The organism is Kitasatospora sp. NPDC057512 (assembly GCF_042802135.1).
Taxonomy (GTDB): domain Bacteria; phylum Actinomycetota; class Actinomycetes; order Streptomycetales; family Streptomycetaceae; genus Kitasatospora.
In genome coordinates this window covers 1-22,870 of sequence record NZ_JBHVET010000047.1, presented here as the reverse complement: position 1 = coordinate 22,870, position 22,870 = coordinate 1, and the positions used below count along the sequence as shown (strand labels likewise).

22 protein-coding genes and 1 riboswitch are annotated in these 22,870 nt (G+C 74.4%); of the genes, 13 read left to right on the top strand and 9 right to left on the bottom strand.

Annotated elements, in window-relative coordinates; translation table 11 throughout:
* The first annotated feature begins 162 nt into the window (after window positions 1–162).
* Complete coding sequence (gene macS, locus ACFU6K_RS06000) at window positions 163–1,359, top strand: MacS family sensor histidine kinase (RefSeq protein WP_380661134.1); 1,197 nt, start codon at window positions 163–165, stop codon at window positions 1,357–1,359.
* Window positions 1,356–2,051, top strand: coding sequence for a response regulator (locus ACFU6K_RS05995; RefSeq protein ID WP_369808377.1), 696 nt, complete (start codon window positions 1,356–1,358; stop codon window positions 2,049–2,051). The genes macS and ACFU6K_RS05995 overlap by 4 nt, the downstream gene beginning before the upstream one ends.
* A gap of 130 nt (window positions 2,052–2,181) precedes the next feature.
* On the opposite strand, the gene ACFU6K_RS05990 is transcribed toward ACFU6K_RS05995, so the two are convergent.
* Window positions 2,182–4,119 carry an anthranilate synthase family protein gene (locus ACFU6K_RS05990; RefSeq protein ID WP_380661133.1) on the bottom strand — a complete coding sequence of 646 codons (1,938 nt, stop codon included), beginning with the start codon at window positions 4,117–4,119 and terminating at the stop codon, window positions 2,182–2,184.
* Between the two features lie 302 nt (window positions 4,120–4,421).
* On the opposite strand from ACFU6K_RS05990, the gene ACFU6K_RS05985 reads away from it, so the two are divergent.
* Both ACFU6K_RS05985 and ACFU6K_RS05980 read left to right on the top strand, forming a co-directional pair.
* On the top strand, window positions 4,422–5,771 hold the full coding sequence (locus ACFU6K_RS05985) for a class II 3-deoxy-7-phosphoheptulonate synthase (protein ID WP_049655382.1): 1,350 nt from the start codon (window positions 4,422–4,424) through the stop codon (window positions 5,769–5,771).
* 160 nt (window positions 5,772–5,931) lie between these two features.
* The gene (locus ACFU6K_RS05980) at window positions 5,932–6,231 is read left to right on the top strand and encodes a bacterioferritin-associated ferredoxin (RefSeq protein WP_380661131.1); all 300 of its coding nucleotides are present in this window, start codon (window positions 5,932–5,934) and stop codon (window positions 6,229–6,231) included.
* A 40-nt stretch (window positions 6,232–6,271) separates the two neighbouring features.
* Here ACFU6K_RS05980 and bfr read toward each other — a convergent pair whose 3' ends face one another.
* Window positions 6,272–6,751 carry a bacterioferritin gene (bfr, locus tag ACFU6K_RS05975; protein ID WP_380661130.1) on the bottom strand — a complete coding sequence of 160 codons (480 nt, stop codon included), beginning with the start codon at window positions 6,749–6,751 and terminating at the stop codon, window positions 6,272–6,274.
* 277 nt (window positions 6,752–7,028) lie between these two features.
* Here bfr and ACFU6K_RS05970 point away from each other — a divergent pair, with 277 nt between their 5' ends.
* A complete protein-coding gene (locus ACFU6K_RS05970) occupies window positions 7,029–7,658 on the top strand; it encodes a molybdopterin-dependent oxidoreductase (protein WP_380661129.1) in 630 nt (209 codons plus the stop codon).
* A gap of 7 nt (window positions 7,659–7,665) precedes the next feature.
* Here ACFU6K_RS05970 and pknB read toward each other — a convergent pair whose 3' ends face one another.
* The 4 genes from pknB to thiO all read right to left on the bottom strand — a co-directional run bounded on the left by pknB (window position 7,666) and on the right by thiO (window position 11,793).
* Entirely contained in the window at window positions 7,666–9,450 is a 1,785-nt protein-coding gene (gene pknB / locus ACFU6K_RS05965; RefSeq protein WP_380661135.1) for a Stk1 family PASTA domain-containing Ser/Thr kinase, read from the bottom strand.
* 85 nt (window positions 9,451–9,535) lie between these two features.
* Entirely contained in the window at window positions 9,536–10,333 is a 798-nt protein-coding gene (locus ACFU6K_RS05960; protein WP_380661128.1) for a thiazole synthase, read from the bottom strand.
* Window positions 10,334–10,336: 3 nt separating this feature from the next.
* Window positions 10,337–10,621 carry a sulfur carrier protein ThiS gene (gene thiS, locus ACFU6K_RS05955; RefSeq protein WP_380661127.1) on the bottom strand — a complete coding sequence of 95 codons (285 nt, stop codon included), beginning with the start codon at window positions 10,619–10,621 and terminating at the stop codon, window positions 10,337–10,339.
* The gene (gene thiO, locus ACFU6K_RS05950; protein ID WP_380661126.1) at window positions 10,618–11,793 is read right to left on the bottom strand and encodes a glycine oxidase ThiO; all 1,176 of its coding nucleotides are present in this window, start codon (window positions 11,791–11,793) and stop codon (window positions 10,618–10,620) included. The genes thiS and thiO overlap by 4 nt, the downstream gene beginning before the upstream one ends.
* Window positions 11,794–11,796: 3 nt before the next feature.
* Window positions 11,797–11,909: riboswitch (TPP riboswitch) on the bottom strand.
* 152 nt (window positions 11,910–12,061) lie between these two features.
* Between thiO and ACFU6K_RS05945 the strand changes: the two genes are divergently transcribed.
* Genes ACFU6K_RS05945 through thiE form a run of 3 tightly spaced genes read left to right on the top strand, consistent with a single transcriptional unit; the run spans window position 12,062 to window position 14,331 of the window.
* Entirely contained in the window at window positions 12,062–13,270 is a 1,209-nt protein-coding gene (locus ACFU6K_RS05945) for an NAD(P)/FAD-dependent oxidoreductase (protein WP_380661125.1), read from the top strand.
* Between the two features lie 42 nt (window positions 13,271–13,312).
* The gene (locus ACFU6K_RS05940; RefSeq protein ID WP_380661124.1) at window positions 13,313–13,678 is read left to right on the top strand and encodes an Rv2175c family DNA-binding protein; all 366 of its coding nucleotides are present in this window, start codon (window positions 13,313–13,315) and stop codon (window positions 13,676–13,678) included.
* Entirely contained in the window at window positions 13,678–14,331 is a 654-nt protein-coding gene (gene thiE, locus ACFU6K_RS05935; protein ID WP_380661123.1) for a thiamine phosphate synthase, read from the top strand. Before ACFU6K_RS05940 ends, thiE begins: the two co-directional genes overlap by 1 nt.
* 60 nt (window positions 14,332–14,391) lie before the next feature.
* Here the strand turns inward: thiE and ACFU6K_RS05930 are convergent, their stop codons facing one another.
* Complete coding sequence (locus ACFU6K_RS05930) at window positions 14,392–15,570, bottom strand: polyprenyl synthetase family protein (protein WP_380661122.1); 1,179 nt, start codon at window positions 15,568–15,570, stop codon at window positions 14,392–14,394.
* A gap of 198 nt (window positions 15,571–15,768) precedes the next feature.
* Here ACFU6K_RS05930 and metF point away from each other — a divergent pair, with 198 nt between their 5' ends.
* Together metF and ACFU6K_RS05920 are read left to right on the top strand one after the other, a co-directional pair.
* Complete coding sequence (gene metF / locus ACFU6K_RS05925; protein ID WP_380661120.1) at window positions 15,769–16,683, top strand: methylenetetrahydrofolate reductase [NAD(P)H]; 915 nt, start codon at window positions 15,769–15,771, stop codon at window positions 16,681–16,683.
* Between the two features lie 206 nt (window positions 16,684–16,889).
* Window positions 16,890–17,774 carry a hypothetical protein gene (locus ACFU6K_RS05920; RefSeq protein WP_380661119.1) on the top strand — a complete coding sequence of 295 codons (885 nt, stop codon included), beginning with the start codon at window positions 16,890–16,892 and terminating at the stop codon, window positions 17,772–17,774.
* A gap of 18 nt (window positions 17,775–17,792) precedes the next feature.
* Here the strand turns inward: ACFU6K_RS05920 and ACFU6K_RS05915 are convergent, their stop codons facing one another.
* Together ACFU6K_RS05915 and ACFU6K_RS05910 are read right to left on the bottom strand one after the other, a co-directional pair.
* A complete protein-coding gene (locus ACFU6K_RS05915; protein ID WP_380661117.1) occupies window positions 17,793–19,313 on the bottom strand; it encodes a phytoene desaturase family protein in 1,521 nt (506 codons plus the stop codon).
* 23 nt (window positions 19,314–19,336) lie between these two features.
* The gene (locus ACFU6K_RS05910) at window positions 19,337–19,939 is read right to left on the bottom strand and encodes a DUF4126 domain-containing protein (RefSeq protein ID WP_380661116.1); all 603 of its coding nucleotides are present in this window, start codon (window positions 19,937–19,939) and stop codon (window positions 19,337–19,339) included.
* A gap of 603 nt (window positions 19,940–20,542) precedes the next feature.
* On the opposite strand from ACFU6K_RS05910, the gene ACFU6K_RS05905 reads away from it, so the two are divergent.
* The 3 genes from ACFU6K_RS05905 to ACFU6K_RS05895 all read left to right on the top strand — a co-directional run bounded on the left by ACFU6K_RS05905 (window position 20,543) and on the right by ACFU6K_RS05895 (window position 22,807).
* The gene (locus ACFU6K_RS05905; protein ID WP_380661115.1) at window positions 20,543–21,133 is read left to right on the top strand and encodes an SAV_6107 family HEPN domain-containing protein; all 591 of its coding nucleotides are present in this window, start codon (window positions 20,543–20,545) and stop codon (window positions 21,131–21,133) included.
* A gap of 29 nt (window positions 21,134–21,162) precedes the next feature.
* The gene (locus tag ACFU6K_RS05900; protein ID WP_380661114.1) at window positions 21,163–21,915 is read left to right on the top strand and encodes a methyltransferase domain-containing protein; all 753 of its coding nucleotides are present in this window, start codon (window positions 21,163–21,165) and stop codon (window positions 21,913–21,915) included.
* Between the two features lie 502 nt (window positions 21,916–22,417).
* Complete coding sequence (locus tag ACFU6K_RS05895) at window positions 22,418–22,807, top strand: DUF3040 domain-containing protein (RefSeq protein ID WP_074000911.1); 390 nt, start codon at window positions 22,418–22,420, stop codon at window positions 22,805–22,807.
* Window positions 22,808–22,870 lie beyond the last annotated feature (63 nt).

Sequence of the window (22,870 nt, the reverse complement as noted above, 5' to 3'; positions counted from 1 at the left end):
GCCGAGAAGTCCGCCGAAGCGGGCACCGCGGAGAAGCAGGAGAAGCCGGAGTAGGCGTCCGGGCGGCCGCTCGGGCGGCCCGGACGGGCCCGGGGGAGGGGCGGGATGACGGACGACGGCGGCAGAGCCGGCGCGGTCGGCGGCACGGTGGCGGCCGGCGGCATGTCCGTCGAGCTCCCGCTGTGGAAGGCGATCTCCTACTTCCGGGTGCTGGCCCTGTGCTACGCGCTGCTGCGGTACTTCAACTCGTACCTGCACTTCCTGCACCCGGTGGCGGGCTGGATCTTCCTCGGCGCGCTGACCCTGTGGACCCTGGCCAGCACCCGGGCCTTCGCCAACCCGCAGCGCTGCACCCGGTTCGTCCTGGGCACCGACCTCGCCCTCGCCGTCACCGGCATCGTGATGAGCGGCATGACCGACTCCCCGGCCCGGATCAGCCACGGCGCGCCCACCCTGCCGACCATCTGGGCGGCCGGCACGGTGCTGGGCTTCGCCGCGAAGGGCGGCTGGCGCCCGGCGGCGGCCTCGGGCTCGGTGATCGGCGTCGCCAACATCCTCGGCCATGGCGGGCCGACCGGCGACAACATCCACAACATCGTGCTGCTGATGGTGGCCGGCTGCGCGATCGGCTACGTGATCGAGCTGGCCCGGGCCAGCGAGGCCACCCTCACCCGGGCGCTCCAGGTCGAGGCGGCCACCCGGGAGCGCGAGCGGCTCTCCCGGGACATCCACGACGGCGTGCTCCAGGTGCTCGCCCTGGTCCAGCGGCGCGGCGCGGAGCTGAGCGGTACGGAGCCGGGCGGCGGGACGGGTTCCGGTACGGGCTCCGGTACGGACTTCGCCGAGCTCGGCCGGCTGGCCGGTGAACAGGAGCGCGCGCTGCGGGCCCTGATGACGGGCGGTCCGCTGCCGGAGCAGCGCGCGCCGCGGTCCGACGCCGCCGAGCCGCCGGACCCGGACGCCCCGCGCGACCTCACCGCGCTGCTGCGCCCGTACGCGGACGAGCGGATCACGCTCTCCGCCCCCGGCACCCCGGTGCCGCTGCCCGGTGCGGCGGCGGGCGAGCTCGCGGCGGCGGTCGGCGCCGCCGTCGACAACGTGCGCAAGCACGCGGGGGAGCGGGCCCGGGCCTGGATCCTGGTCGAGGACGAGCCGGAGGCCGTCACGGTCAGCATCCGCGACGACGGCCCCGGCTTCGCCCCCGGCCGGCTCGGCGAGGCGGAGCAGGCCGGCCGGCTCGGCGTCTCCCAGTCCATCCGCGGCCGGCTGCTGGACCTCGGCGGCACGGCCGAGCTGTACTCGGCGCCCGGGGAGGGCGTCGAGGTCGAACTGCGCGTCCCGAGGAAGGCCACCCCATGACCGACCAGCCGATGACCGACCAGCCGACCGCCGACCGGCCGGTGCGGGTGATGGTGGTGGACGACCACCCGATGTGGCGGGACGCCGTCTCGCGCGACCTCGCCGAGGCCGGACTGGACGTGGTGGCCACCGCGGGCGACGGCGAGGAGGCCGTGCGCCGGGCCCGTGCCTGCACGCCGCAGGTGGTCGTGCTGGACCTCAACCTGCCCAGCCTGTCCGGCGCCGAGGTGTGCCGCCAGGTGGTCGCGCACGACCCGGCGGTCCGGGTGCTGGTGCTGTCGGCCAGCGGCGAGCACCAGGACGTGCTGGAGGCGGTGAAGTCCGGCGCGACCGGCTACCTGGTGAAGTCGGCCGGGCGGGAGGAGCTGCTGGACGCGGTGCGCCGTACAGCCGTCGGCGACGCGGTGTTCACCCCGGGCCTGGCCGGCCTGGTGCTCGGCGAGTTCCGCCGGCTGGCCGCCGAGCCGGCCCCGGCCTCGGCGCCGGCCGCCCCGCAGCTGACCGCCCGGGAGACGGAGGTGCTGCGGCTGGTGGCCAAGGGGCTGTCGTACCGGCAGATCGCCGACCGGCTGGTGCTGTCGCACCGGACGGTGCAGAACCACGTGCAGAACACGCTCGGGAAGCTGCAGCTGCACAACCGGGTGGAGCTGGTCCGGTACGCCATCGAGCAGGGCCTGGACGACGAGATCTGAGCGCCGTCCGGCCCCGCGCCGCGGCGCCGCCCGGTCCGCCGCCCCGTCCAACGGCCCGGCCCGGTTCGACGGCCCGGTTCGACGGCGCCGCCCCGGGTGGGGCACATCCGCCCGGGGCCGCGCCGCCGGCTCAGCGCAGCGCGGCCGTCGCCTCGCGCAGCAGGCCCGCCACGATGCCGACCCCGTCGCGGGTGAGCACCGACTCCGGGTGGAACTGGAGCCCCGCGAAGCCGTGCCCGCGCAGCGCGTGCACGTCGCCGGTGACGGCGTCCCGGGAGACCTCGACGCCCGCGCCGGCGAGCCGCGCCGCGTCGGCCTCCGAGCAGCGCGCGGTGAAGGTGTTGTAGAAGCCGACCGTGCGCTTGGCGCCGAACAGGTCGATGCGCTCCTGCGCACCCTGGTACGGGACGGCCTTGCGGCCCAGCGGGAGCCCGAGTTCGGCGGCCAGCAGCTGGTGGCTCAGGCAGACCGCGAGCAGCGGCGAGGTGCGGGCGCCGGAGCGGACGGCGGCCAGCGCGTCCGCGACGATCGGCCGCAGCAGCACCATCTTGGGGTCGTCGGCGAGCGCCGGGTCGCCCGGGCCGGGGCCGAGCACCAGCGCGCCCCGGTGCGCCGCGACGCGCTCGCGCAGCCCCGGCTCGTCGTAGCGGGCCACCGTCACCCGGTGGCCGAGCGAGCCGAGCAGGTGGGAGAGCATCGAGGTGAAGGTGTCCTCGCCGTCCACGACCAGGGTCGGCTCGGCCTCGGTGATCTCGGCCGGCTGCTGCATCCGCAGCCAGAACGGCGCGAGGTCGGCCCGGCGGGAGTCCAGGGCGGCCTGCACCCGGTGGTCGTCGGCGAGCCGGGGGCCGACCGGGTGGGGCAGTCGGGTGGGCGCGGGCCGGGCGCCGATCGCGGTGAGCACCCCGGCGGCCTTGGCGTGGGTCTCGGCGACCTCGGACTCCGGGACGGAGTGGCGCACCAGGGTGGCGCCGACCCGGACGACCAGTCGGCCGGTGGCCGGGTCGATATCGGCGGTGCGGATGCAGATCGGCGAGTCCAGCAGCTGCCCGCCGCTGGCGGCGCGGCCGATCAGGGCGAGCGCGCCGGAGTAGTAGCCGCGCCCGGTGGGCTCGTAGCGCTTGATCACCCGGGTGGCGTTCTCGACCGGGCTGCCGGTGACGGTCGCCGCGAACATCGTCTCGCGGAGCACGTCCCGGACGTCCAGCGAGGTGCGCCCGCGCAGCTCGTACTCGGTGTGGGCGAGGTGGGCCATCTCCTTGAGCCGGGGCCCGAGCACCTGGCCGCCGAGGTCGCCGACCGTGCACATCATCTTGAGCTCCTCGTCCACGACCATGGTGAGCTCCTCCAACTCCTTGGGGTCGTGCAGGAACTGGAGCAGCGAGTCGAGGTCGGAGCCGCCGGCCGGGTAGCGGTAGGTGCCGGAGATCGGGTTCATCACGACGGTGCCGCCGCTCTGCCGGACGTGCACCTCCGGGGAGGCGCCGACCAACACCCGATCGCCGGTGTGCACCAGGAAGGTCCAGTACGCGCCGCGCTCCTGCTCCAGCAGCCGCCGGAAGAGCGTCAGCGCGAGCTCGGGGGAGAAGTCTTCCAGCGTCGCGTGGAAGTCGCGCCGGATGACGAAGTTGGCGCCCTCGCCGTTCCCGATCTCGTCCCGGATCACCCGGCGGACGATCGCGGCGTACGCGTCGTCGTCCACGTCGAACCCGCCACCGGCAAGTGAGACCGGCAACTTCGGTAGGGCGTAGGTGAATTCGGCCAACGGCAGGGCGTGCTGCTCGGTCACCGAGAGGGCCTGGAGCGGGGTGTCGTCGTCGTGCGCCTCGAAGCCGCGCTCGCGGATCTGGCGGTACGGGACGAGCGCGAGCAGGTCGTGCACCGGGCCGCCGCCGGCCGGTGGGCCGCTGCGTACGGGCAGGTCGGCGAGGTGCTCGTAGCTGTCGACGGTGCCCAGCAGCACCTCGACGGTGTCCGGGCTGAGCCGGGGCGTGCGGCGGTGCAGCAGGGCGAACGCGGGGGCGTCGGGGCCGGTGAGACGGGCGAGCAGGTCGACAGCGGTGGTCACGGGAACGGCTTCCTTCCGGGTGGACTGGTGAGAGGCGGTGCAAGGTCCGCTCCCGGAGGGCCGTCTGCTCAGACGCCGACGGCCGCCCCGAGGGGCGGCCGTCGTGTTCGTCTAGGAACGCGCCAGTTGTGGGCCACCCTGGGGGGAGGCCCACCACCAGGAGTGGCTGTGGGGCGCGTGCATGGTCCGAGACTAGCGGATGCGTCGGGGCGGGTGAGGGGCATCACGTCTTTGTCCGAGATGTGTCTCATTCCTCGGGCAATAGTCACGAGTCACTCCTGCCACCCCGTAGCCTTGGCGGTGTGACCGCTACGACTGAGACATCGAGGGCTGCCCACTCCTGGCAGTCCCTGCCCGCGGCGCAGCAGCCTGAATGGCCGGACCAAGAGGCTCTGCGCAAGACCCTTGCCGAGCTCGCGTCCTATCCGCCGCTCGTCTTCGCCGGCGAGTGCGACCAGCTGCGCGCCCGGCTCGGAGCCGTGGCGCGCGGGGAGGCCTTCCTCCTCCAGGGCGGTGACTGTGCCGAGGCCTTCGACGGCGTTTCGGCGGAGCACATCCGCAACAAGCTGAAGACGCTGCTCCAGATGGCCGCCGTACTGACGTACGCGGCGTCGGTGCCGGTGGTGAAGGTCGGCCGCATCGCCGGCCAGTACTCCAAGCCGCGCTCCAAGTCGACCGAGACCCGCGACGGCGTGACCCTGCCGGTCTACCGGGGCGACTCGGTGAACGGTTTCGAGTTCACCCCCGAGTCCCGCATCCCGAACCCCGAGCGCCTGAAGCGGATGTACAACGCGTCCGCCGCGACGCTCAACCTGGTGCGCGCCTTCACCACCGGTGGCTACGCGGACCTGCGCCAGGTGCACGCCTGGAACCAGGACTTCGTCCGCAACTCGCCGGCCGGCCAGCGCTACGAGCAGCTCGCCCGGGAGATCGACAACGCCCTGGCGTTCATGAGCGCCTGCGGCGTGGTGCCGGAGGAGTTCAAGGCGGTCGAGTTCTTCTCCTCGCACGAGGCGCTGGTCCTGGACTACGAGACCGCGCTGACCCGCGTGGACTCGCGCACCGGCGAGCTGTACGACGTCTCCGGCCACATGGTGTGGATCGGCGAGCGCACCCGGCAGCTGGACCACGCGCACATCGAGTTCGCCTCGAAGATCCGCAACCCGATCGGCGTGAAGCTCGGCCCGACCACCTCGGTCGACGACGCGCTCGCCCTGATCGAGAAGCTGGACCCGGAGCGCGAGCCCGGCCGCCTGACCTTCATCACCCGGATGGGCGCGGGCAAGATCCGTGAGCACCTGCCCACCCTGGTGGAGAAGGTCACCGCCTCCGGCGCCAGGCCGGTGTGGATCTGCGACCCGATGCACGGCAACACCTTCGAGGCCTCCAGCGGGCACAAGACCCGCCGCTTCGACGACGTCCTGGACGAGGTCAAGGGCTTCTTCGAGGTGCACCGCGCGCTCGGCACCCACCCGGGCGGCATCCACGTGGAGCTGACCGGCGACGACGTCACCGAGTGCGTCGGCGGCGGCGACGAGGTCCTGGTGGACGACCTGCACCAGCGCTACGAGACGGCCTGCGACCCGCGCCTCAACCGCAGCCAGTCGCTGGACCTGGCGTTCCTGGTGGCGGAGATGTACCGCGGCCAGTAGGCCCGGTGCCCGTCCGATGTGACGAAGGCCCCTCCGGATTCGGTGTCCCCGAGTCCGGAGGGGCTTTTTCGTACCCGTTTCGCCGGGTAAGGTAAGCCTCAGTGAACTAAGGCTGCCCTTAGTCAAGATCCACTCCGCTTCACCCCCGGGAGAGACCGCGATGTACGTGTGCATGTGCCATGCGGTCACCGAGGACCAGGTGAAGAAGGCGATCGACGGCGGTGCCAACACCCCGCGCCAGATAGCGAAGGGCTGCCGGGCCGGCACCGACTGCGGGTCCTGCGTGCGCCGCATCCAGGCGCTGCTCGGCGAGCACGGCGCCCGCCCCTGCCCGACCGCCCGGCTGGCCGCGAAGCTCGGCCTCGCGGACCCGGAGGACCCGGCGGAGCCGGCCCGGGTGGCCCCGGCGGCCGCCCCGGTGGTCCCGCTGCGGGTGACCCGGGCGAACCGGGCGGCCTGACCGGGCCGGGTGGTCCCAGCGGGCCGGGCGGGCCGCGTCCTCAGGACTCCGGCTGCTCGATCACCGTGGCGAGGTAGAGCGCCTCGCCGAGCTTCTCCAGCAGCTCCAGCTGGGTGTCGAGGTAGTCGATGTGGTGCTCCTCGTCGGCCAGGATGTCCTCGAAGATGTTCGCCGAGGTGACGTCGTTCTTGGCCCGCATCACCACGATCCCGCGCTTGAGCCGGTCGATCGCCTCGACCTCGATCAGGCGGTCCGCCTCGAACATCTCCTTGACCGTCTGGCCGATCCGGACGTGGAACAGCCGCTGGTAGTTGGGCAGCCCCTCCAGGAACAGGATCCGGTCGGTGAGCGTCTCGGCGTGCTTCATCTCGTCGAAGGACTCGTGCCGGGTGTACTTGGCGAGCTTCGTCCAGCCGAAGTTCTCCTGCATCTTGGCGTGCAGGAAGTACTGGTTGATCGCGGTCAGCTCGGCGGTGAGCTGCTCGTTGAGGAACTCGATGACCTCGGGATCGCCCTGCATGGTGATGCCTCCTGCACTCGTGCTGCCGTGTGTCCTGCGCTGAGTCCTGCGTGAAGTCCTGCGGTGGGTCCGATACTGAGTCCTGCGCTGCGCATCCTGGCACCGCTTTGGGAGGAAATTCCAGTAAGTTCACACTCACTAGGACATGTGTCGGAATATCCGATTCATGGCGAAACGTGAGGGTGGGTGGCCGACCACTGGGCCGTACGGGCAGGGGCGCGGATCCGCGCAAAGGGGCGCGCGCCGAGGCTCGTCCGCCGTCTGTCACCATGGATCCATGGGTCAGTCGAAACACGAACCGCTTCCGCCGTCTGACCCGAGGCTCCCCCCGGGACAGCGCGCGCAGCGCGGCTGGCCCGCCCTGCACTACGGGCCGGTGCCCCGCTTCAAGCCGCTGACCTGGGACCTCCAGGTGTTCGGCGCCACCGCCTCGGCGGAGAAGCACAGCTGGGACTTCGAGGCCTTCGACGCCCTGCCGCGCAGCACCGTCGTCGGCGATCTGCACTGCGTGACCAAGTTCTCGGTGCTCGGCAACGAGTGGACGGGCGTGTCGGCCGCCGCCGTGCTCGACCTGGTGCCCCCGGCGCCCGGCGTCACCCACGTCATGGTCTGGGCCGAGTACGGCTACAGCGCCAACCTGCGCCTCGCCGACTTCGCCGACCCGCGCACGCTGCTCGCCACCCACCGCAACGGCGAGGCGCTCACCGCCGAACACGGCTTCCCGGTCCGGCTGGTGGTGCCGCGGCTGTACGCCTGGAAGGGTCCCAAGTGGGTGCGCGCGGTCGAGTACATGCGGGCCGACCGGCGCGGCTTCTGGGAGGAGCGCGGCTACCACAACCTCGCCGACCCCTGGGGCGAGCAGCGCTACTCCTACCAGGAGGAGCCCGGCGACGGGCCGCTGCGCTGACCCCGCCCTAGAACAGCGAGAACTTGACCGTCACCACGCTGCGCTGCGGGCGCCGCTCGCCCGCCGCCGGGCTCTGGCCGGAGGAGGTGACCGCGCCGAACACGTCCCAGCCGCTGGTCTGCATGGTGAAGCCCGCGGCCTGGAGCGCCTTCTGCGCGTCGTCCTTGCTCATCCCGGTGACGTTCGGGACCGGCACCATGCCCTTGCTGACCACCAGCGAGACCGCGCTGTTCTCCTGCAGCAGCTGCCCGGCCGCCGGCGAGCTGCTGATCACCGAGCCCTCGGGCACGGTGTCGTCGTAGGTCCCGGTCACGGTGCCCCTGGTCAGCTGGGCGCCGGTCAGGGCCGCGGCGGCGTCGGCGGCGCTCTTCCCGGTGAGGTCCGGCACCGCGATCCGCTTGGGGCCCTTGGAGAGGGTGACGGTGACGCTGTCGCTCTTGCGGGTGCGCGCGCCCACCCCGGGGTCGGTGGAGATCACCTGCCCGGACGGGACGGACTCGCTGAACACCTCGACGAACCTCCCGTGCAGGCCCTCCTTGTCCAGGACCCGCTGCGCCTCCGCCCGGTCCTTGCCGAGCACGCCCGGCACCGAGCCGTACAGCCCCTCGGAGATCCCGTAGGTGACGCCGCCGATCGCCAGCACCAGCGCGGCCAGCGCGGCCGTCCAGACCAGCGTCCTGCGGGGGAGGCGGCGCAGTGGGCCCGGCCGGTGCGGGCGCCGGTGCACCGGGGTCGGCTCGTCGTACGGGCGCGGCTCGGCGAGCAGCTCGTCCATCAGCTCCGGCGGCACGTCCAGCACGCTGGTGCGCTCCGTCGGCGGGGCCTCGGCAGGCCGCGGCAGCGGCTGGATCACCGAGGTCGGCTCGCTGGTCGGGTAGCGCGGGCTGGGGCGGGTGGAGGCCGGCGGCTCGGCGTCCAGCGCGGCCTGGGTGAGGGAGCGGCGCACCCGCTGGAGCGCGGCGAGCAGCTCGACCGCGTCGTACGGGCGGGCGTCGGCGGACCGGGCGCAGGCGGCGGCCACTATCGCGTCCAGTTCGGGGCCGACGGCGGGGGCGACCAGCGAGGGGGCCGGGACGTCCTCGTGCAGGTGCTTGTACATGACCTGGACGGGGTTGTCGCCGGTGTGCGGGCGGCGGCCGGTGAGCATCTCGTACAGCAGGATGCCGGACGCGTAGACGTCCACCCGCTGGTCGGTGGGGGCGTCCGGGAGGATCTGCTCGGGGGCCAGGTAGGAGACGGTGCCCATGACGGTGCCGCCGGTCGCGGTGGTGGTCGAGGTGGGCGCGCCGTCGGCGGTGCCGAGCACCCGGACCAGGCCGAAGTCGGCGACCTTGACCAGGCCGCCCTCGGTGATCAGCACGTTCTCGGGCTTGACGTCGCGGTGGACCAGGCCGGCCCGGTGGGCGGCGCCGAGCGCGGCGAGCACCGGCTCCAGCACGTCCAGCGCGGCCCGGACGGACAGCGCGCCGCGGTCGCGCAGCAGGTCGCGCAGGGTGCGGCCGGGCACGTACTCCATGGCGAGGAAGACGTGGCCGCCGTCCGCGCCCTGGTCGAAGACGTTGACCACGTTGGGGTGGGTGAGCCTGGCGACCGCCTTGGCCTCGCGGATGAAGCGGGCGGTGAAGCCCTCGTCGCCGGCCAGCGAGGGGTGCATCACCTTGAGTGCGACCACCCGGTCGAGACGGGTGTCGGTGCCCCGGTAGACGGTGGACATCCCGCCGGTCGCGATCCGCTGCTCGACCCGGTACCGGTTGTCGAGCAGGGCGCCGATCAGGGGGTCGTGCAGTGCCATGTCCACTCGGAGAGTCTAGGGCGTGAGGGCGCCCGGTCCCGGCGGACACCGCCTCCGGGACCGGCTTGTGACATGTGCGACGGGTTCAGAACGCCGGGTGCTCGCGGGTGTCCAGGTCGGCCCGGCCGGCCATCGCGGAGGAGGCCTCGGCGTGGAAGCGGCGCGGGATCCGGCCGGCCCGGTGGGCGAGCCGGCCCGCCTCGGCGGCGTGCCGCATCGCCTCGGCCATCAGCACCGGGTCCTGAGCCCTGGTCACCGCGGAGGCGAGCATCACCGCGGCGCAGCCCAGCTCCATCGCCAGCGCCACGTCGGAGGCGGTGCCGGCGCCCGCGTCCAGGATCACCGGGACGCCCGCGCCCTCCACGATCAGCTGGAAGTTGTGCGGGTTGCGGATGCCCAGGCCCGAACCGATCGGCGAGCCCAGCGGCATGATGGCCGCGCAGCCGACGTCCTCCAGCTTGCGGGCCAGCACCGGGTCGTCGTTGGTGTACGGCAGGACGGTGAAGCCGTCGTCGACCAGCGTCTCGGCGGCGTCCAGCAGCTCGATCGGGTCGGGCAGCAGGGTGCGCTCGTCGGCGATCACCTCCAGCTTGACCCAGTCGGTGCCGAGCGCCTCGCGGGCCAGCCGGGCGGTCAGCACGGCCTCGCCGGCGGTGAAGCAGCCGGCCGTGTTGGGCAGCACCCGGATGCCGTTGCGGGTCAGCACGTCCAGCACGGAGCCCTGGGTGCCGGCGTCGACCCGGCGCATCGCGACGGTGGTCAGCTCGGTGCCGGAGGCGAGCAGCGCGCGCTCCAGGACCTCCAGGCTGGGCGCGCCGCCGGTGCCCATGATCAGCCGGGAGGAGAAGGCCGTCCCGGCGATGGTCAGCAGATCGTCGGCCATGGTTCAGCCTCCCTGGACGGCGGTGAGGATCTCGATCCGGTCGCCGGTGCTCAGCGTCGTCCCGGGCCACGAACCGCGCGGCACCACGGCCTCGTTGAGCGCGGCGGCGACACCGGTGTTGGCGGCGCTGACGGAGGCCACCAGCTCGGCGAGGGTGGTCGTGGCGGGCACCCGGCGGGGCTCGCCGTTGACGGTCAGGGCGATCTCCGCCGGGGCGACCGGGTTCGGGGCGGGCTCGTTCACGGCGTGCCCGTTCGGGGCGTTCTCGGTCAGGGCGATCTCGGTCATGCGGAGGCCTTCGCGACGGGGGATTCGGAGGAGAACCGGGTGGGGGTGAACGGCCTTGCGAGCTCCGGGACTTCACCGGTGACCAGGTACTCGGAGACCAGGTCGGCGGTCACCGGGGTGAGCAGCACGCCGTTGCGGTAGTGGCCGGTGGAGGCGACCAGCCCGGGCAGCGGGGTCGGGCCCAGCAGCGGGGCGTTGTCCGGCGAGCCGGGGCGCAGCCCGGCCGAGGTCTCGCGCAGCGGGAGTTCGGTGATCCCCGGGACCAACTCGTGGGCGTCCCGCAGCAGTTCGTACACCCCGCCGGCGGTGACGGTGGTGTCGTAGCCCTGCTCCTCGGTGGTCGCGCCGACCACCAGCTCGCCGTTCTCCCGGGGGACCAGGTACAGGTGCCGGCCGCGGACCACGGCGCGGACGTTGCGGGAGAGGAACGGCCGGTAGGCCTCCGGCACGTGCAGCCGCAGCACCTGCCCCTTCACCGGGCGGATCGCGGGCAGCACCCCCTCGGGCAGACCGGGCAGCCGGTGGCTGTGCGGGCCGGCGGCGAGCACGACCTGGTCGGCGGTCACGGTCTCGTCGGTGCTCAGCCGGGCCCCGGTCGCGCGGCCGTCCTCGACCAGCAGCTCGACGGCCTCGGCGCGGTGCAGCAGGACGTTCGCGCGCCCGCAGGCGGCGACCAGGGCGGTGAGCAGGCGCCGGGGGTCCACCTGGTGGTCGTCCGCGGCGTGCAGGGCGCCGCGGACGGCGGGGGCCAGCATCGGCTCCAGCCTGCGGGCCTCCCGGCCGGTCAGCCAGGTCGAGTCCAGGCCCAGCCGCTGGTGGAAGGCGTACAGCTCGCGCAGTTCCTCGCGGTCGTCGGAGTCCAGCGCGACGGCGATCGTGCCGCAGCGGCGGTAGCCGGTGTCCAGGCCGCCGCTCGCCTCGGAGAGCTCGGCGGCGAAGGCCGCGTACCGCTCGTTCGAGGCCATCCCGAGGCGCAGCAGCGGCTCCTCGCCGTACTGCAGCTCGGTGACCGGGGCGAGCATCCCGGCCGCGACCCCGGCGGCCCCGCCGCCGTGGGCGGGGTCGACCACGATCACGTTCCGCGCCCCGCGCAGTGCGGTGCGCCAGGCGACGGCCAGGCCGATGACGCCCCCGCCGATCACCAGCACGTCGGCATGGGTGCCTGATGGCAAGCGTGACAAGGCTGCTCTTCTCCCTTCGCCGGTATGACCCGGATCAGGTTCGGACGGTCGCAGGCCGTGTCAGCCCGCCTCTCAGCCCGGTCCGCCGGGCTCCCGTGTGGTGCTCCCACCTTAACGCCGGGGGTCGACCCGGCCGAAGGCCCGTACGCGGGGCGGACGGCGGGCGGGGACGGCCGGTGGGGGCGGCGGGTCGGCCCGGCGGCCCGGCGGCCGTGGGCGGGGCGGACGGCCCGGAAGCCGCCGCGTAGCGCTGGGTACAGTGGCGGGCGTGGCAGAGCTGAGCGGAACGGATCGGGTGGTCGTCGTCGGAGCCGGGCTGGCCGGGGCGCAGTGCGCCCTCAAGCTGCGGCAGGGCGGCCGGCAGGGGCCGATCACGCTGGTCGGCGAGGAGCCGCACGCGCCGTACGACCGGCCGCCGCTCTCCAAGGACGTGCTGCTCGGCAAGGCCGACTCCACCGCCCTGGACATCGACTACGGGCAGCTCGGCATCGAGCTGCTCACCGGCCGCCGCGCCACCGGCCTCACCCCCGGCGTGCTGCACACCGACGGCGGCGACCTCCCGTACGGCTCGCTGGTGATCGCCACCGGCGCCGTCCCGCGCGCGCTGCCCGGCGCCGAGCGGGCGCACCTGCTGCACACCCTGGACGACGCCCTGGCGCTGCGCGCGCTGCTGCGCCCCGGGCTGCGGCTGGTGCTGGTCGGCGCGGGCTGGATCGGCGCCGAGGTGTCCACCGCGGCCCGCGCGGCGGGCTGCGAGGTGACCGTGGTCGAGGCCGGCCCGGCGCCGCTGCCCGGCGCGCTGCCCACAGAGCTCGGCTCGGCGATGGCCGCCTGGTACGCCGAGGCAGGGGTCGAGCTGCGCTGCGGGGTCGGCGTGGCCGCCGTCGAGCCCGGCGCGGTGCTGCTGGCGGACGGCTCGCACCTGCCCGCCGACGAGGTGGTGGTCGGCATCGGGGCCCGCCCCGCGACCGGCTGGCTGGCCGGCTCCGGGGTCGAGCTGGACGCGACCGGCGCCGTCCTGGTGGACGGGCGGCTGCGCACCTCGGTGCCCGGCGTCTTCGCGGCCGGCGACTGCGTCAGCTACCCCTCGGCCCGGGCCGGCGTCCGGCTGGCCGTCCAGCACTGGGACCACGCGCTGCGGTCCGGCGAGGCGGTGGCCGCCGCCGTCCTGGGCGCGGACGCGCCGGCCTACGACCCGGTGCCGTACTTCTGGTCCGAGCAGTTCGGGCGGATGGTCCAGTACGCCGGCCGGCACGCCGAGGGCGACGAGCTGGTCCGGCGCGGCGACCCGCAGGGCGCCGACTGGTCGGTGCTCTGGCTGCGCGACGGCGTGCCGAGCGCGCTGCTGACCGTGGACCGGCCGCGCGACCTGGCCCAGGGGCGGCGGCTGATCGAGCGCGGCACCGCGCTGGACCCGGCCCGGGCGGCCGACCCCGCGGTACCGCTGAAGGCGGCCGTCGCGGGGTAGCGCCTGGTGCGCGGTGGGCCGCGGAGGTGGCAGTCTGGTGGCGTGAGTGAGATCGAAAGCAAGATTGAATCCCTGGTCACCGACTGGATGTACCTGCCCGACATCTCGGAGCAGTGGGGGGTCCGGGTCACCGAGGTGCGTGACCTGGTCAAGAACGGCGGCCTGATCGCCGTCCGGCGCGGCCCCAACAAGTCGCTGCAGGTCCCGGCCGCGTTCATCGACGGCCCCGGCCTGGTCAAGCACCTGTCCGGCACCCTGACCGTCCTGCGGGACTGCGGGTACAACGACGTGGAGATCCTGGAGTGGCTCTTCACCGAGGACCCGTCGCTGCCCGGCAGCCCGATCCAGGCGCTGCGGGAGAACCGCGGCACCGAGGTCAAGCGCCGCGCCCAGGCGATGCTGATCTGATGGCGGCGGACACGCCGCGCGCCGGGCTCGCCGACGCCCGGCTGTACCTGTGCACCGACGCCCGCCGGGAGCAGGGCGACCTCGCCGAGTTCCTGGACGCGGCGCTGGCGGGCGGGGTGGACATCGTCCAGCTGCGCGACAAGGGCCTGGAGGCCAAGCAGGAGCTGGAGGCCCTGGAGGTCTTCGCCGACGCCTGCCGTCGGCACGGCAAGCTGCTGGCCGTCAACGACCGCGCCGACGTCGCCCACGCGGCCCGGCCGGACGTGCTGCACCTCGGCCAGGACGACCTGCCGGTGCCGGCCGCCCGGGCGATCCTCGGCGAGGACGTGCTGATCGGCCGCTCCTGCCACGCCGAGTCCGAGGTGGACGCGGCGATCGCCGAGCCCGGGGTGGACTACTTCTGCACCGGCCCGGTCTGGCCGACCCCGACCAAGCCGGGCCGCCCGGCCCCGGGCCTCGGCCTGGTCTCGTACGCGGCGAAGCAGGACACCGACCGGCCGTGGTTCGCGATCGGCGGGATCGACCTCGGCAACCTGGACGAGGTGCTGGCCGCCGGTGCCCGCCGGGTCGTCGTGGTGCGGGCCATCACGGCCGCGGCGGACCCCCGGGCGGCCGCCGCCGAGCTGTCCCGCCGGGTGCGCGCCGCGGTCTGATCCGACCCGGTCCGCGGTTCCGCGGGACCGGCCCGAGGCCGTCGCCGTCCGTCGGTACGTTCAGTACTTGCGGACGGTGGCGGCCTCGGCCAGTGCCAGCAGCACCGCACGGGCCCGCTCGTCGGCGAGCGGCGCCGCCTCCAGCGCGGCCAGCGACTGCCGCATCAGCTCCTCGATCCGGCGCTCCACCAGCTCCGGCGCCCCGCTGCGGGCGACCAGCCCGCGCAGCTCGGCGACCTCCGGGGCCGCCAGGTCCGGTGCGCCCAGCCGCTCGTCCAGGTGCCGGGCGTCGGCGGCCGGCAGGCCCCGCATCGCGTGCGCGACCAGCAGGGTGCGCTTGCCCTCGCGCAGGTCGTCCCCGGCCGGCTTGCCGGTGACGGCCGGGTCCCCGAAGACGCCGAGCAGGTCGTCGCGCAGCTGGAAGGCCTCGCCCAGCGGCAGCCCGAACGCCCCGTACGCCTCGACCAGCTCCGGCCCGGCGCCGGCCAGCAACGCGCCCACCTGGAGCGGCCGCTCGATGGTGTACTTCGCGGACTTGTAGTGCAGGACGGTCTGCGCCCGCTCCAGCGCGCCCTCGTCCGTCGAGTCGCCGGCCACCGGCTCCAGCACGTCCAGGTACTGGCCGAGCATGACCTCGGTGCGCATCAGGTCGAACACCGGCTTGGCGGCCAGCACGGCGGCGGGCTCCAGGCCGGAGCGCAGGAACAGCTCGTCGCACCAGATCAGCAGCAGGTCGCCGAGCAGCACCGCGGCCGAGGTGCCGTACTGCTCGCGGTCGCCGCGCCAGCCGCTGTCGCGGTGCAGCGCCTCGAAGCGGCGGTGGATCGAGGGCAGGCCGCGGCGGGTGTCGCTGCGGTCCATCAGGTCGTCGTGGACGAGGGCGCTGGCCTGGAGCAGCTCCAGGGCGGCGGCCGCGTTGGCGATCGCGTCGCCGGTCGCACCCGCGGCCGGGCCGCCGGCGCCGCGCCAGCCCCAGTAGCAGAAGCCCGGGCGCAGCCGCTTGCCGCCGTCCAGCAGGAAGTCGCGCAGCGCGTCGGCGGCGGGGGCCAGCTGGGGCGAGATCTTGTCGAGCAGCACGGACTGGCCGTCCATGAACGCGGCGAGCGCCGCGTTGACACGGGTGCGGACGTCCTCTACGTCCATGGGGTTGGCCGCACTGCCGGCCGCGTTGCCGGTCGCACTGGTGGCCGCACTGAGGGCCGAACCGGGGTTGGCCGGCCGGGTGCTGGACGAGGTCACGATGGGGCTCCGCTGGTTCTCTGGGGTGCAGCAAGCGTAGCGGTGCGGCTGGGAACGGGTGTGCGAGCGGCTCCGCCGGGGGCGCGGGCGAGGGGCGGCGGAGTCGCTCCGGGGACGAAACGGAACGTCTTCCATCAGTTGTCTCAATAGATGGAATACGGTTGTCCGGCCCCTTCGAACGCCGGATAGCCTGCCAGCATGGCACTCGGAATCGCTTCCACGAGAACGGATCGCGCACTGACGGTGCGCGAACTCCTGGCGGCCGGCAAGCGCTCCTTCTCCTTCGAATTCATGCCGCCCCGCACCGAGGTCGGCGAGCAGAGGCTCTGGGACGCCATCCGCCGGCTCGAACCGCTCGACCCCAACTTCGTCTGTATGACGTACGGCGCCGGCGGCTCCTCGCGCGAGCGCACCGTCAACATGGTCGGCCGGATCGCCACCGAGACCACCCTGACCCCGGTCGCCCACCTCACCGCGGTGGACCACTCGATCGCGGAACTGCGCAACATCATCGGCCAGTACGCCGACCAGGGCGTGCGGAACGTCCTCGCCGTCCGGGGGGACCCGCCCGGCGACCCGATGGGTGAGTGGGTCAAGCACCCCGAGGGCGTCACCTACGCGTACGAGCTGGTGGAGCTGATCAAGGGGATCGGCGACTTCTGCGTCGGCGTCGCGGCCTCCCCGAACATGCACCCGCGCTCGACCGACTGGGACGAGGACATCCGGCACTTCGTGGCGAAGATCCGCTCCGGGGCCGACTACGCGATCACCCAGATGTTCTTCGAGGTGGACGACTACCTGCGGCTGCGCGACCGGGTGGCGGCCGCCGGCTGCGAGACGCCGATCATCCCGGAGATCATGCCGGTCACCAACGCCAGGCAGCTGGAGCGCTTCCCGCAGCTCAGCGGCTCCGCCTTCCCCGTCGACCTGGAGGCCCGCCTGCGGGCGGCCATCGACGACCCGGCGGCGCTGCGGGCCATCGGCATCGAGCACGCCACCGCGATGGCCGAGCGCCTGCTCGCCGAGGGCGCGCCCGGTCTGCACTTCATCACGCTGAACCACTCGACGGCGACGCTGGAGATCTACCAGAACCTGGGGCTGCACCGGCGCTGAGCGGCCACTGGGCCGGCCTGCTCCGGCCGCGGCGACGCCGGGTGTTCACGAGCCCGTCACCGTACCGCCGGTGGCGGGCTCGGTCGTGTGCGGCCGGTGCCCCGGGCGGCGGGAACGCGATGCGGTACCCCGGCCGTTGAACCGGTACAGTCGCCGCACACGCGCGGCGCACACGCGCGGGTACGCGACTGGAGGTAGCGGGGCGGATGGGCATCGGATACCTGCTGCTGTACGTCGCGTTGGCGGTGGTGGCGCTCTGGCTGGTCGCGGAGGTGCTGCTGCAGAACCGGGCACCGCTGCACTGGCGGGTCGTGGCCCTGGCCGGCTTCCTGGGCGTGGCCGCCGGGATGGTCCTCGGCTCGGTCGTGGTGATCGGGGCCGGCGCCGCGCTGTTCGCGGTCGGACAGGCCTTCGTCACCCTCTCGGTCAAGCGCGGCCACCAGACCGGCTGGTCCCTGCGGAAGCCCGACGGCAGCCTGCCCGGCCCGCTCGCCAAGGTGCCGCTGCTCGGCGCCCTCACCGGCGGCGCCGCCGCGGTCGCCCGCAAGCGGGTCGGCGAGGTCAGCCCCGTCGAGGAGAGCCCGGCCCCCGCGCCGGTGTCCTCCCAGGTGCCCTCCCCGGTGCCCGACGAGGTGCCGGAGGTCGAGCAGACCGCCGCCTTCGAGATGCAGGAGCTCGCCCAGGACGGCGTCTACGCCCCCGGGTACTACGAGCAGCAGCAGCCGCAGGTCCAGCAGCAGCCCCAGGACCCGTACGCCCCCGCCTACCAGGCCGGCTACGACCAGCAGCAGTGGCAGACCCAGCAGCAGCCCGCCTACGCCTACGACCAGCAGCAGACCTACGGCGGCTACCCCCAGCAGCAGCCCGACCCGTACGGCGGCTACCCGCAGCAGCCGGGCCAGCAGCAGGACCCGTACGCGGGCTACCAGCAGCAGCCGCAGCACCAGCAGGCCTGGGACCAGACCGCCCAGCAGCAGCCCCAGCAGTGGCAGCCCCAGCCCGACCCGCACACCCAGGGCATCCCGCAGCAGCCGATGTACGACCAGAACCACGGCTACCAGCAGCAGAACACCTGGCACCAGCAGGGCTGACCCGGCCTGACCGGGCCGTTACGCCGGGCCGATCAGGCCGGCGGTGATGCAGGCCGACATGCCGACGCGGGCGAGGCCGCCGCCGGGGTGGGCGTTGCCGCCGATCAGGTAGAGGCCCGGGACGGGGGACTCGTTCGCGGCCTGCAGCCAGGAGCCCGAGGAGCCGGCCAGGGCCGGGCGGGCGACCGAGCCGAAGAGCGCGCCGGTCTCCCGGCGGGTGTCCTCGGGGGTGCGCACGACCCGCCACAGCACCCGCTCGCGCAGGCCCAGGCCAGCCGCGTCCACGTGGTCGAGCAGCCGGTCGGCGTAGCGGTCGGCGAACCCGGGAGCGGTCCAGTCGACGTCCTCCTCCTGGGCCGGGACGGTCGCGGTCAGCACCACGCTCTCGTGGTCGTCGTCGGGCCGCAGCGCCGGGTCGTCCGGGCGCAGCACCTGCACGGTGGGGCGCTCGCAGGGCGGCTCCGAGAGCGTCAGGGCGTTCGCCTCGGCGGCGGGGTCGGCCGCGTGGACGACCGTGCGGTGCGGGGTGCCCTCGGGCCGGGGCCCGCGCAGGGCGAGCAGCACGCTGAAGCGGCCGGGTACCTCGTACGGCTCCCACTCCTCGGGCGGCATCCCCGGCCACTCGGCCAGGCCGTGGCGGTAGAAGGCGTCGGTGTCCATCGCGGAGACCACCAGGTCCGCGTCGATCCGGCCAGCCGCCGTCTCGACCCCGGTCGCCCGGCCGCCCTCGACGACCACCCGGGTGACCGGGGTGTCGAAGCGGAACTCGACCTTGCGCAGTTCGCAGCGGCGGAATACCGCGTCCGCGAGGGCCCGCAGGCCGCCCCGGACGTACCAGACGCCGAAGGACTGCTCCATGTACGGCAGCACGGTGGCCCCGGCGGGGGCCAGGCCGGGCAGGAGGCCGTGCCGCAGCGCGGGCTCGCCCAGCAGGGCCGTCAGGCCGGGGTGGCCGCCGAGCTGCCGCCGGGCCACGTCCCCGAGGGTCCACGGGCGGGGGCGGCGCAGCCGGGCCAGGCCGGTGCGCGGCGGGACGGGGTACGGGTCGTCCTCCAGGGCGGCCCGGTCGGCCGGGGAGAGGTCGGCGAGGAGGGTCGGGCGCGGTTCCTCCAGCAGTGGGCGGCGGGTGGCCTCCCAGACCGTCCGGCCGTGGTTCATCACCGCGCTCCAGCGGGCGCCGGAGCCGGCCCCGAAGGCGGCGTCCAGCGCCTGGCTGACGCCGCCGCGGGAGGCGTTCGGCAGGGTGACGGCGGTCCCGTCGGGGAACAGGTGCCGGCTCTCCGGGTCGACCGGGGCCAGCTCGACCAGCTGCTCCAGGGGCTCCTTGCCGGTCTTCAGCGCGAGGTCGCGGTAGACCGCCGGGAGGGTGAGCAGGCCGGGCCCGGTGTCGAAGGCGAAGCCCTCGCGCTCGTACCGCCCGACCATGCCCCCGTAGGTGCCGCCCGCCTCGCAGACCGTCACCCGGTGGCCGAGGGTCGCCAGCCGGGAGGCCGCCGCGAGCCCGCTCATTCCTGCGCCGATGACGACGATCTTTGCCATGGCACCTGATCCTAGGACGAGTCTCAGGCGCTCCCCGCCGCCGCCCGGGCGGCCCGGCGTTCGCGGCGGCGGGCCCGGAAGGCGCGGATCCTGCTGACCGCCAGCCAGACCAGCAGCAGCCCGGCGGCCAGGACCACGGCGGCGACCGTGGCGGCCAGCCAGGGGTGGAAGATCGCCAGGGTGATCAGACCGGCCACCGAGAGGTCCTCGGCCATGCTGACCACGATGTTGCTGGCCGGCTCGGGGGAGGTGTTGACGGCCATCCGCAGCGAGGCCTTCACCAGGTGGCTGACCAGCGCCGAGGTGCCGCCCATCGCGCCGGCCGCGACCTCGCTGAGCGAGCCGGGGTCGTTGCTCGCGATCAGCACGCCGACGGTGGCGCCGGCGACCGGCCGGATCACCGTGTGCACGACGTCCCAGACGCTGTCCACGTACGGGATCTTGTCGGCCACCGCCTCCAGCGCGAACAGCACGGCGGCCACGATCAGCACGTCGGTGCGCTCCAGCGCCTGCGGCACCGAGTCCGCGTCGGCGAACCTGCCCAGCAGGCCGAGCAGCAGCACCACCGCGTAGGCGTTGATGCCGCTGGCCAGTCCGCTGGTGAAGATCAGCGGCAGGACCGTCATCTCGTCCCCCTCCTCGTCATCGCGTCGCCTGGTCGTCCGGTGGGCCGGTTCCGCCCGGCCCCGCCGTACCGTACCGGCACCCGGGACGCCGTGGACGCACCCGCCGGTTCCGGCGGCCGGCGGAACCGGGACGGGCCGGGGCGGACTGAGTACGGATACTCAGATCCGCGGTTGAGTACGTCAGCGGATGGCCGCCGACCTGCGGAGACGGGAGAGTGGTGGCACCCGGGAGGGCGGCGCGTCGGGCGCCCGGCCCGCCCGGGTGGCGGATCCGTCCGTCCCCCGGCCGTACCGGCCCGGGGAGGCGGCGGACGGACCGCCACGGGGCTGGTCACGGTCCCCGCACCGCCGACACGGGGCGGCGGAGCGGGCCGGGGGGAGACCGGCCGCGAGGGGGGAGCTCGCCACCGCCGACCGTGGGGGAGCGGCGGAGCGACGGCACGGCGGCGGCGCGGAACCGGGGGAGGACCGCGCCCGCCGCCGCTACGCCTTTTCCGGAGCCTCCCGGGGCCCGCCCGGCCCGGCCGGATTGTCAGTGGTGCCGTTCACGATGGAAGGGCACGGACCACCCGGTCCGCGCGCTGCCTCGGAACGGGGGAGACCATGACCGTCAGCCGTCCTGAGCCCGTCACCGCCCGCCTCCACTCCGCCGCCCCGCCGCACCTCCCGGGTCCGTCCGCCGGGCGCCCCGCCGGAGCCGACGTGCACCCCGTGCTGCGCCGGGTCGCCGCGCCGCCGGCCGCCCTCGACCTGCTCGCCGACGCCCACCGCACCCTCACCCGGGCCCGCGCCCTGGAGGACCCGCTGGAGCGCTACGCCACCGCCCACCTGGCCGCGCTGCGCACGGTGGCGGCCGTCCTGGCGGTGCGCGGCCGCCCGGAGAAGAGCCCGCGCCGCCGCAAGGCCATCCGCAGCGCCTGGGAGGTGCTGCCCGAGGTGGCCCCGGAGCTCGCCGAGTGGGCGGTCTACTACGGCGCCGGCGCCCGCCGCCGGGCCGCCGCCGAGGCCGGGATCAGGGGCGCCGCCTCGGCCCGCGACGCCGATGACCTGGTCCGCAACTCCGCCCTCTTCCTGCGCCTGGTCGAGCGCCTGCTGGGCCTGCACGCCGCGCCGCCCCCGCCCCGGCTCCCGCCGGACGGCGCCGTGGGCCCGGCGGGGATCCAGGGGACAGGCTCTAAGGTGGAGGCAACCTGATCGAACTGCACGTGCCAAGGAGCCCCACCTTGTACCCGACGCGTCCCCGCAGTGCCCTGCGTACCGCCGTGGTGTGGGAGGTGGTCCGGGCGGCCCTGGAGAAGCAGTCGGCCGAGCTGGACCAGCCGGTGCTCGACGTGGTCGACACCGGCGGCGGCACCGGGAACTTCGCGGTGCCGGTCGCCAAGCTCGGCCACCGGGTCACCGTGGTCGACCCGAGCCCGGACGCCCTGTTCGCCCTGGAGCGCCGGGCCGCCGAGGCCGGTGTGACGGACCTGGTGCGGGCCGTCCAGGGCGACACCCAGACCCTGCCCGAGCTGGTCGCCCCCGGCAGCGTGGACGCGGTGCTCTGCCACGGCGTGCTGGAGGTCGTGGACGACCCGGCCGAGGCGCTCGGCAGCCTGGCGGGCGCCCTGCGCAAGGGCGGCGTGGTCAGCCTGCTGGCGGCCAACCGCAACGGCGCCGTGCTGGCCCGCGCGCTGGCCGGCCACTTCGACGAGGCCCGCACCGTGCTCTCCGGCGCCGACGGCCGCTGGGGCGAGCAGGACCCGATGCCGCGCCGCTTCACCGGCGAGGAGCTGGGCCGGCTGGCCGAGGCCGCGGGCCTGCGGGTGCAGTCGGTGCACGGCGTACGGGTCTTCTCCGACCTCGTCCCCGGCGTGCTGGTGGACACCGAGCCGGGCGCGCTGGACGCGCTGCTGAAGCTGGAGGAGGCCGCCGCCGCGCAGCCCGCCTTCCACGCCGTGGCGACCCAGCTGCACCTGCTGGCCACCCTGGCCTGAGGCGCCCCTCCCGGCCCGCGCGCCCCTTTGCGAGCGCCTCCGCCGTCGTACGGTTTTTTTGCCCGCCGTACGGCGGTGGTTCGCGCCCCGGAAGCCCGCCGGTTCCCCCTCGGCGACCCCTCCGCGACCCCGCCGTGGCCCGCCCGTGGCCCGGCCCGCCGGCGGCCGGGCGGTGCCGCCCGGCGGCAAACCTCCCCAGGTCCGGGACGATTCCATCCGATCGGGCACTTGTCCGGGGCGTGGCGCGTTGACTCCGATGCGGCCGTCCCCGCTCGAAGTGGCCCGTCCCACGCGGCGCAGACCACCCCGTAACGGGCTCACGGACCGTATGATCTGGGTAAAGCCGGAAAGCATGACAGCCGGACGCGTGGGGCATATGGACGACACGGGCCGGGTCCCCCGCACGGGCGTCCGACCGTGTGCCCCAAGGCTGATTGGACTTGCCTCCCCGACCGGGGTGGGCGGACCGGTCGCATCCGCGACCGACGAGTAGGAGGACTCCGTGCCGCTCTCGGAGCACGAGCAGCGACTGCTCGACCAGATGGAGCGAGCGCTGTATGCCGAAGATCCCAAATTCGCGTCTGCGCTTGAGGGAACCGGGCTGCGCACCTACACCCGTCGGCGGGTCTACCTGGCCGTCGCCGGCTTCGTGGTGGGCATCGGCCTGCTGATGGGCGGCATGGTCGTGCCGGATCAGATCTGGGTCAGCGTCGTGGGCTTCCTGGTGATGCTCGGGTGCGCGGTGTTCGCCGTGACCGGCTGGCGCCGCGGTCCCGCGGGCCAGGGCGCCGGAGCCCGTCCGGCCGCCGCCCCGCGCCGCAAGGCCGGGATGATGGACCGGGTGGAGCAGCGCTGGCAGCGCCGCCGGGACGAGCAGACCGGCGGGTTCTGAGCCGCTCGGCCGATACGTACGAAGCCGATACGTACGAAGCCGGGGCGGGCAGTCGATCGACTG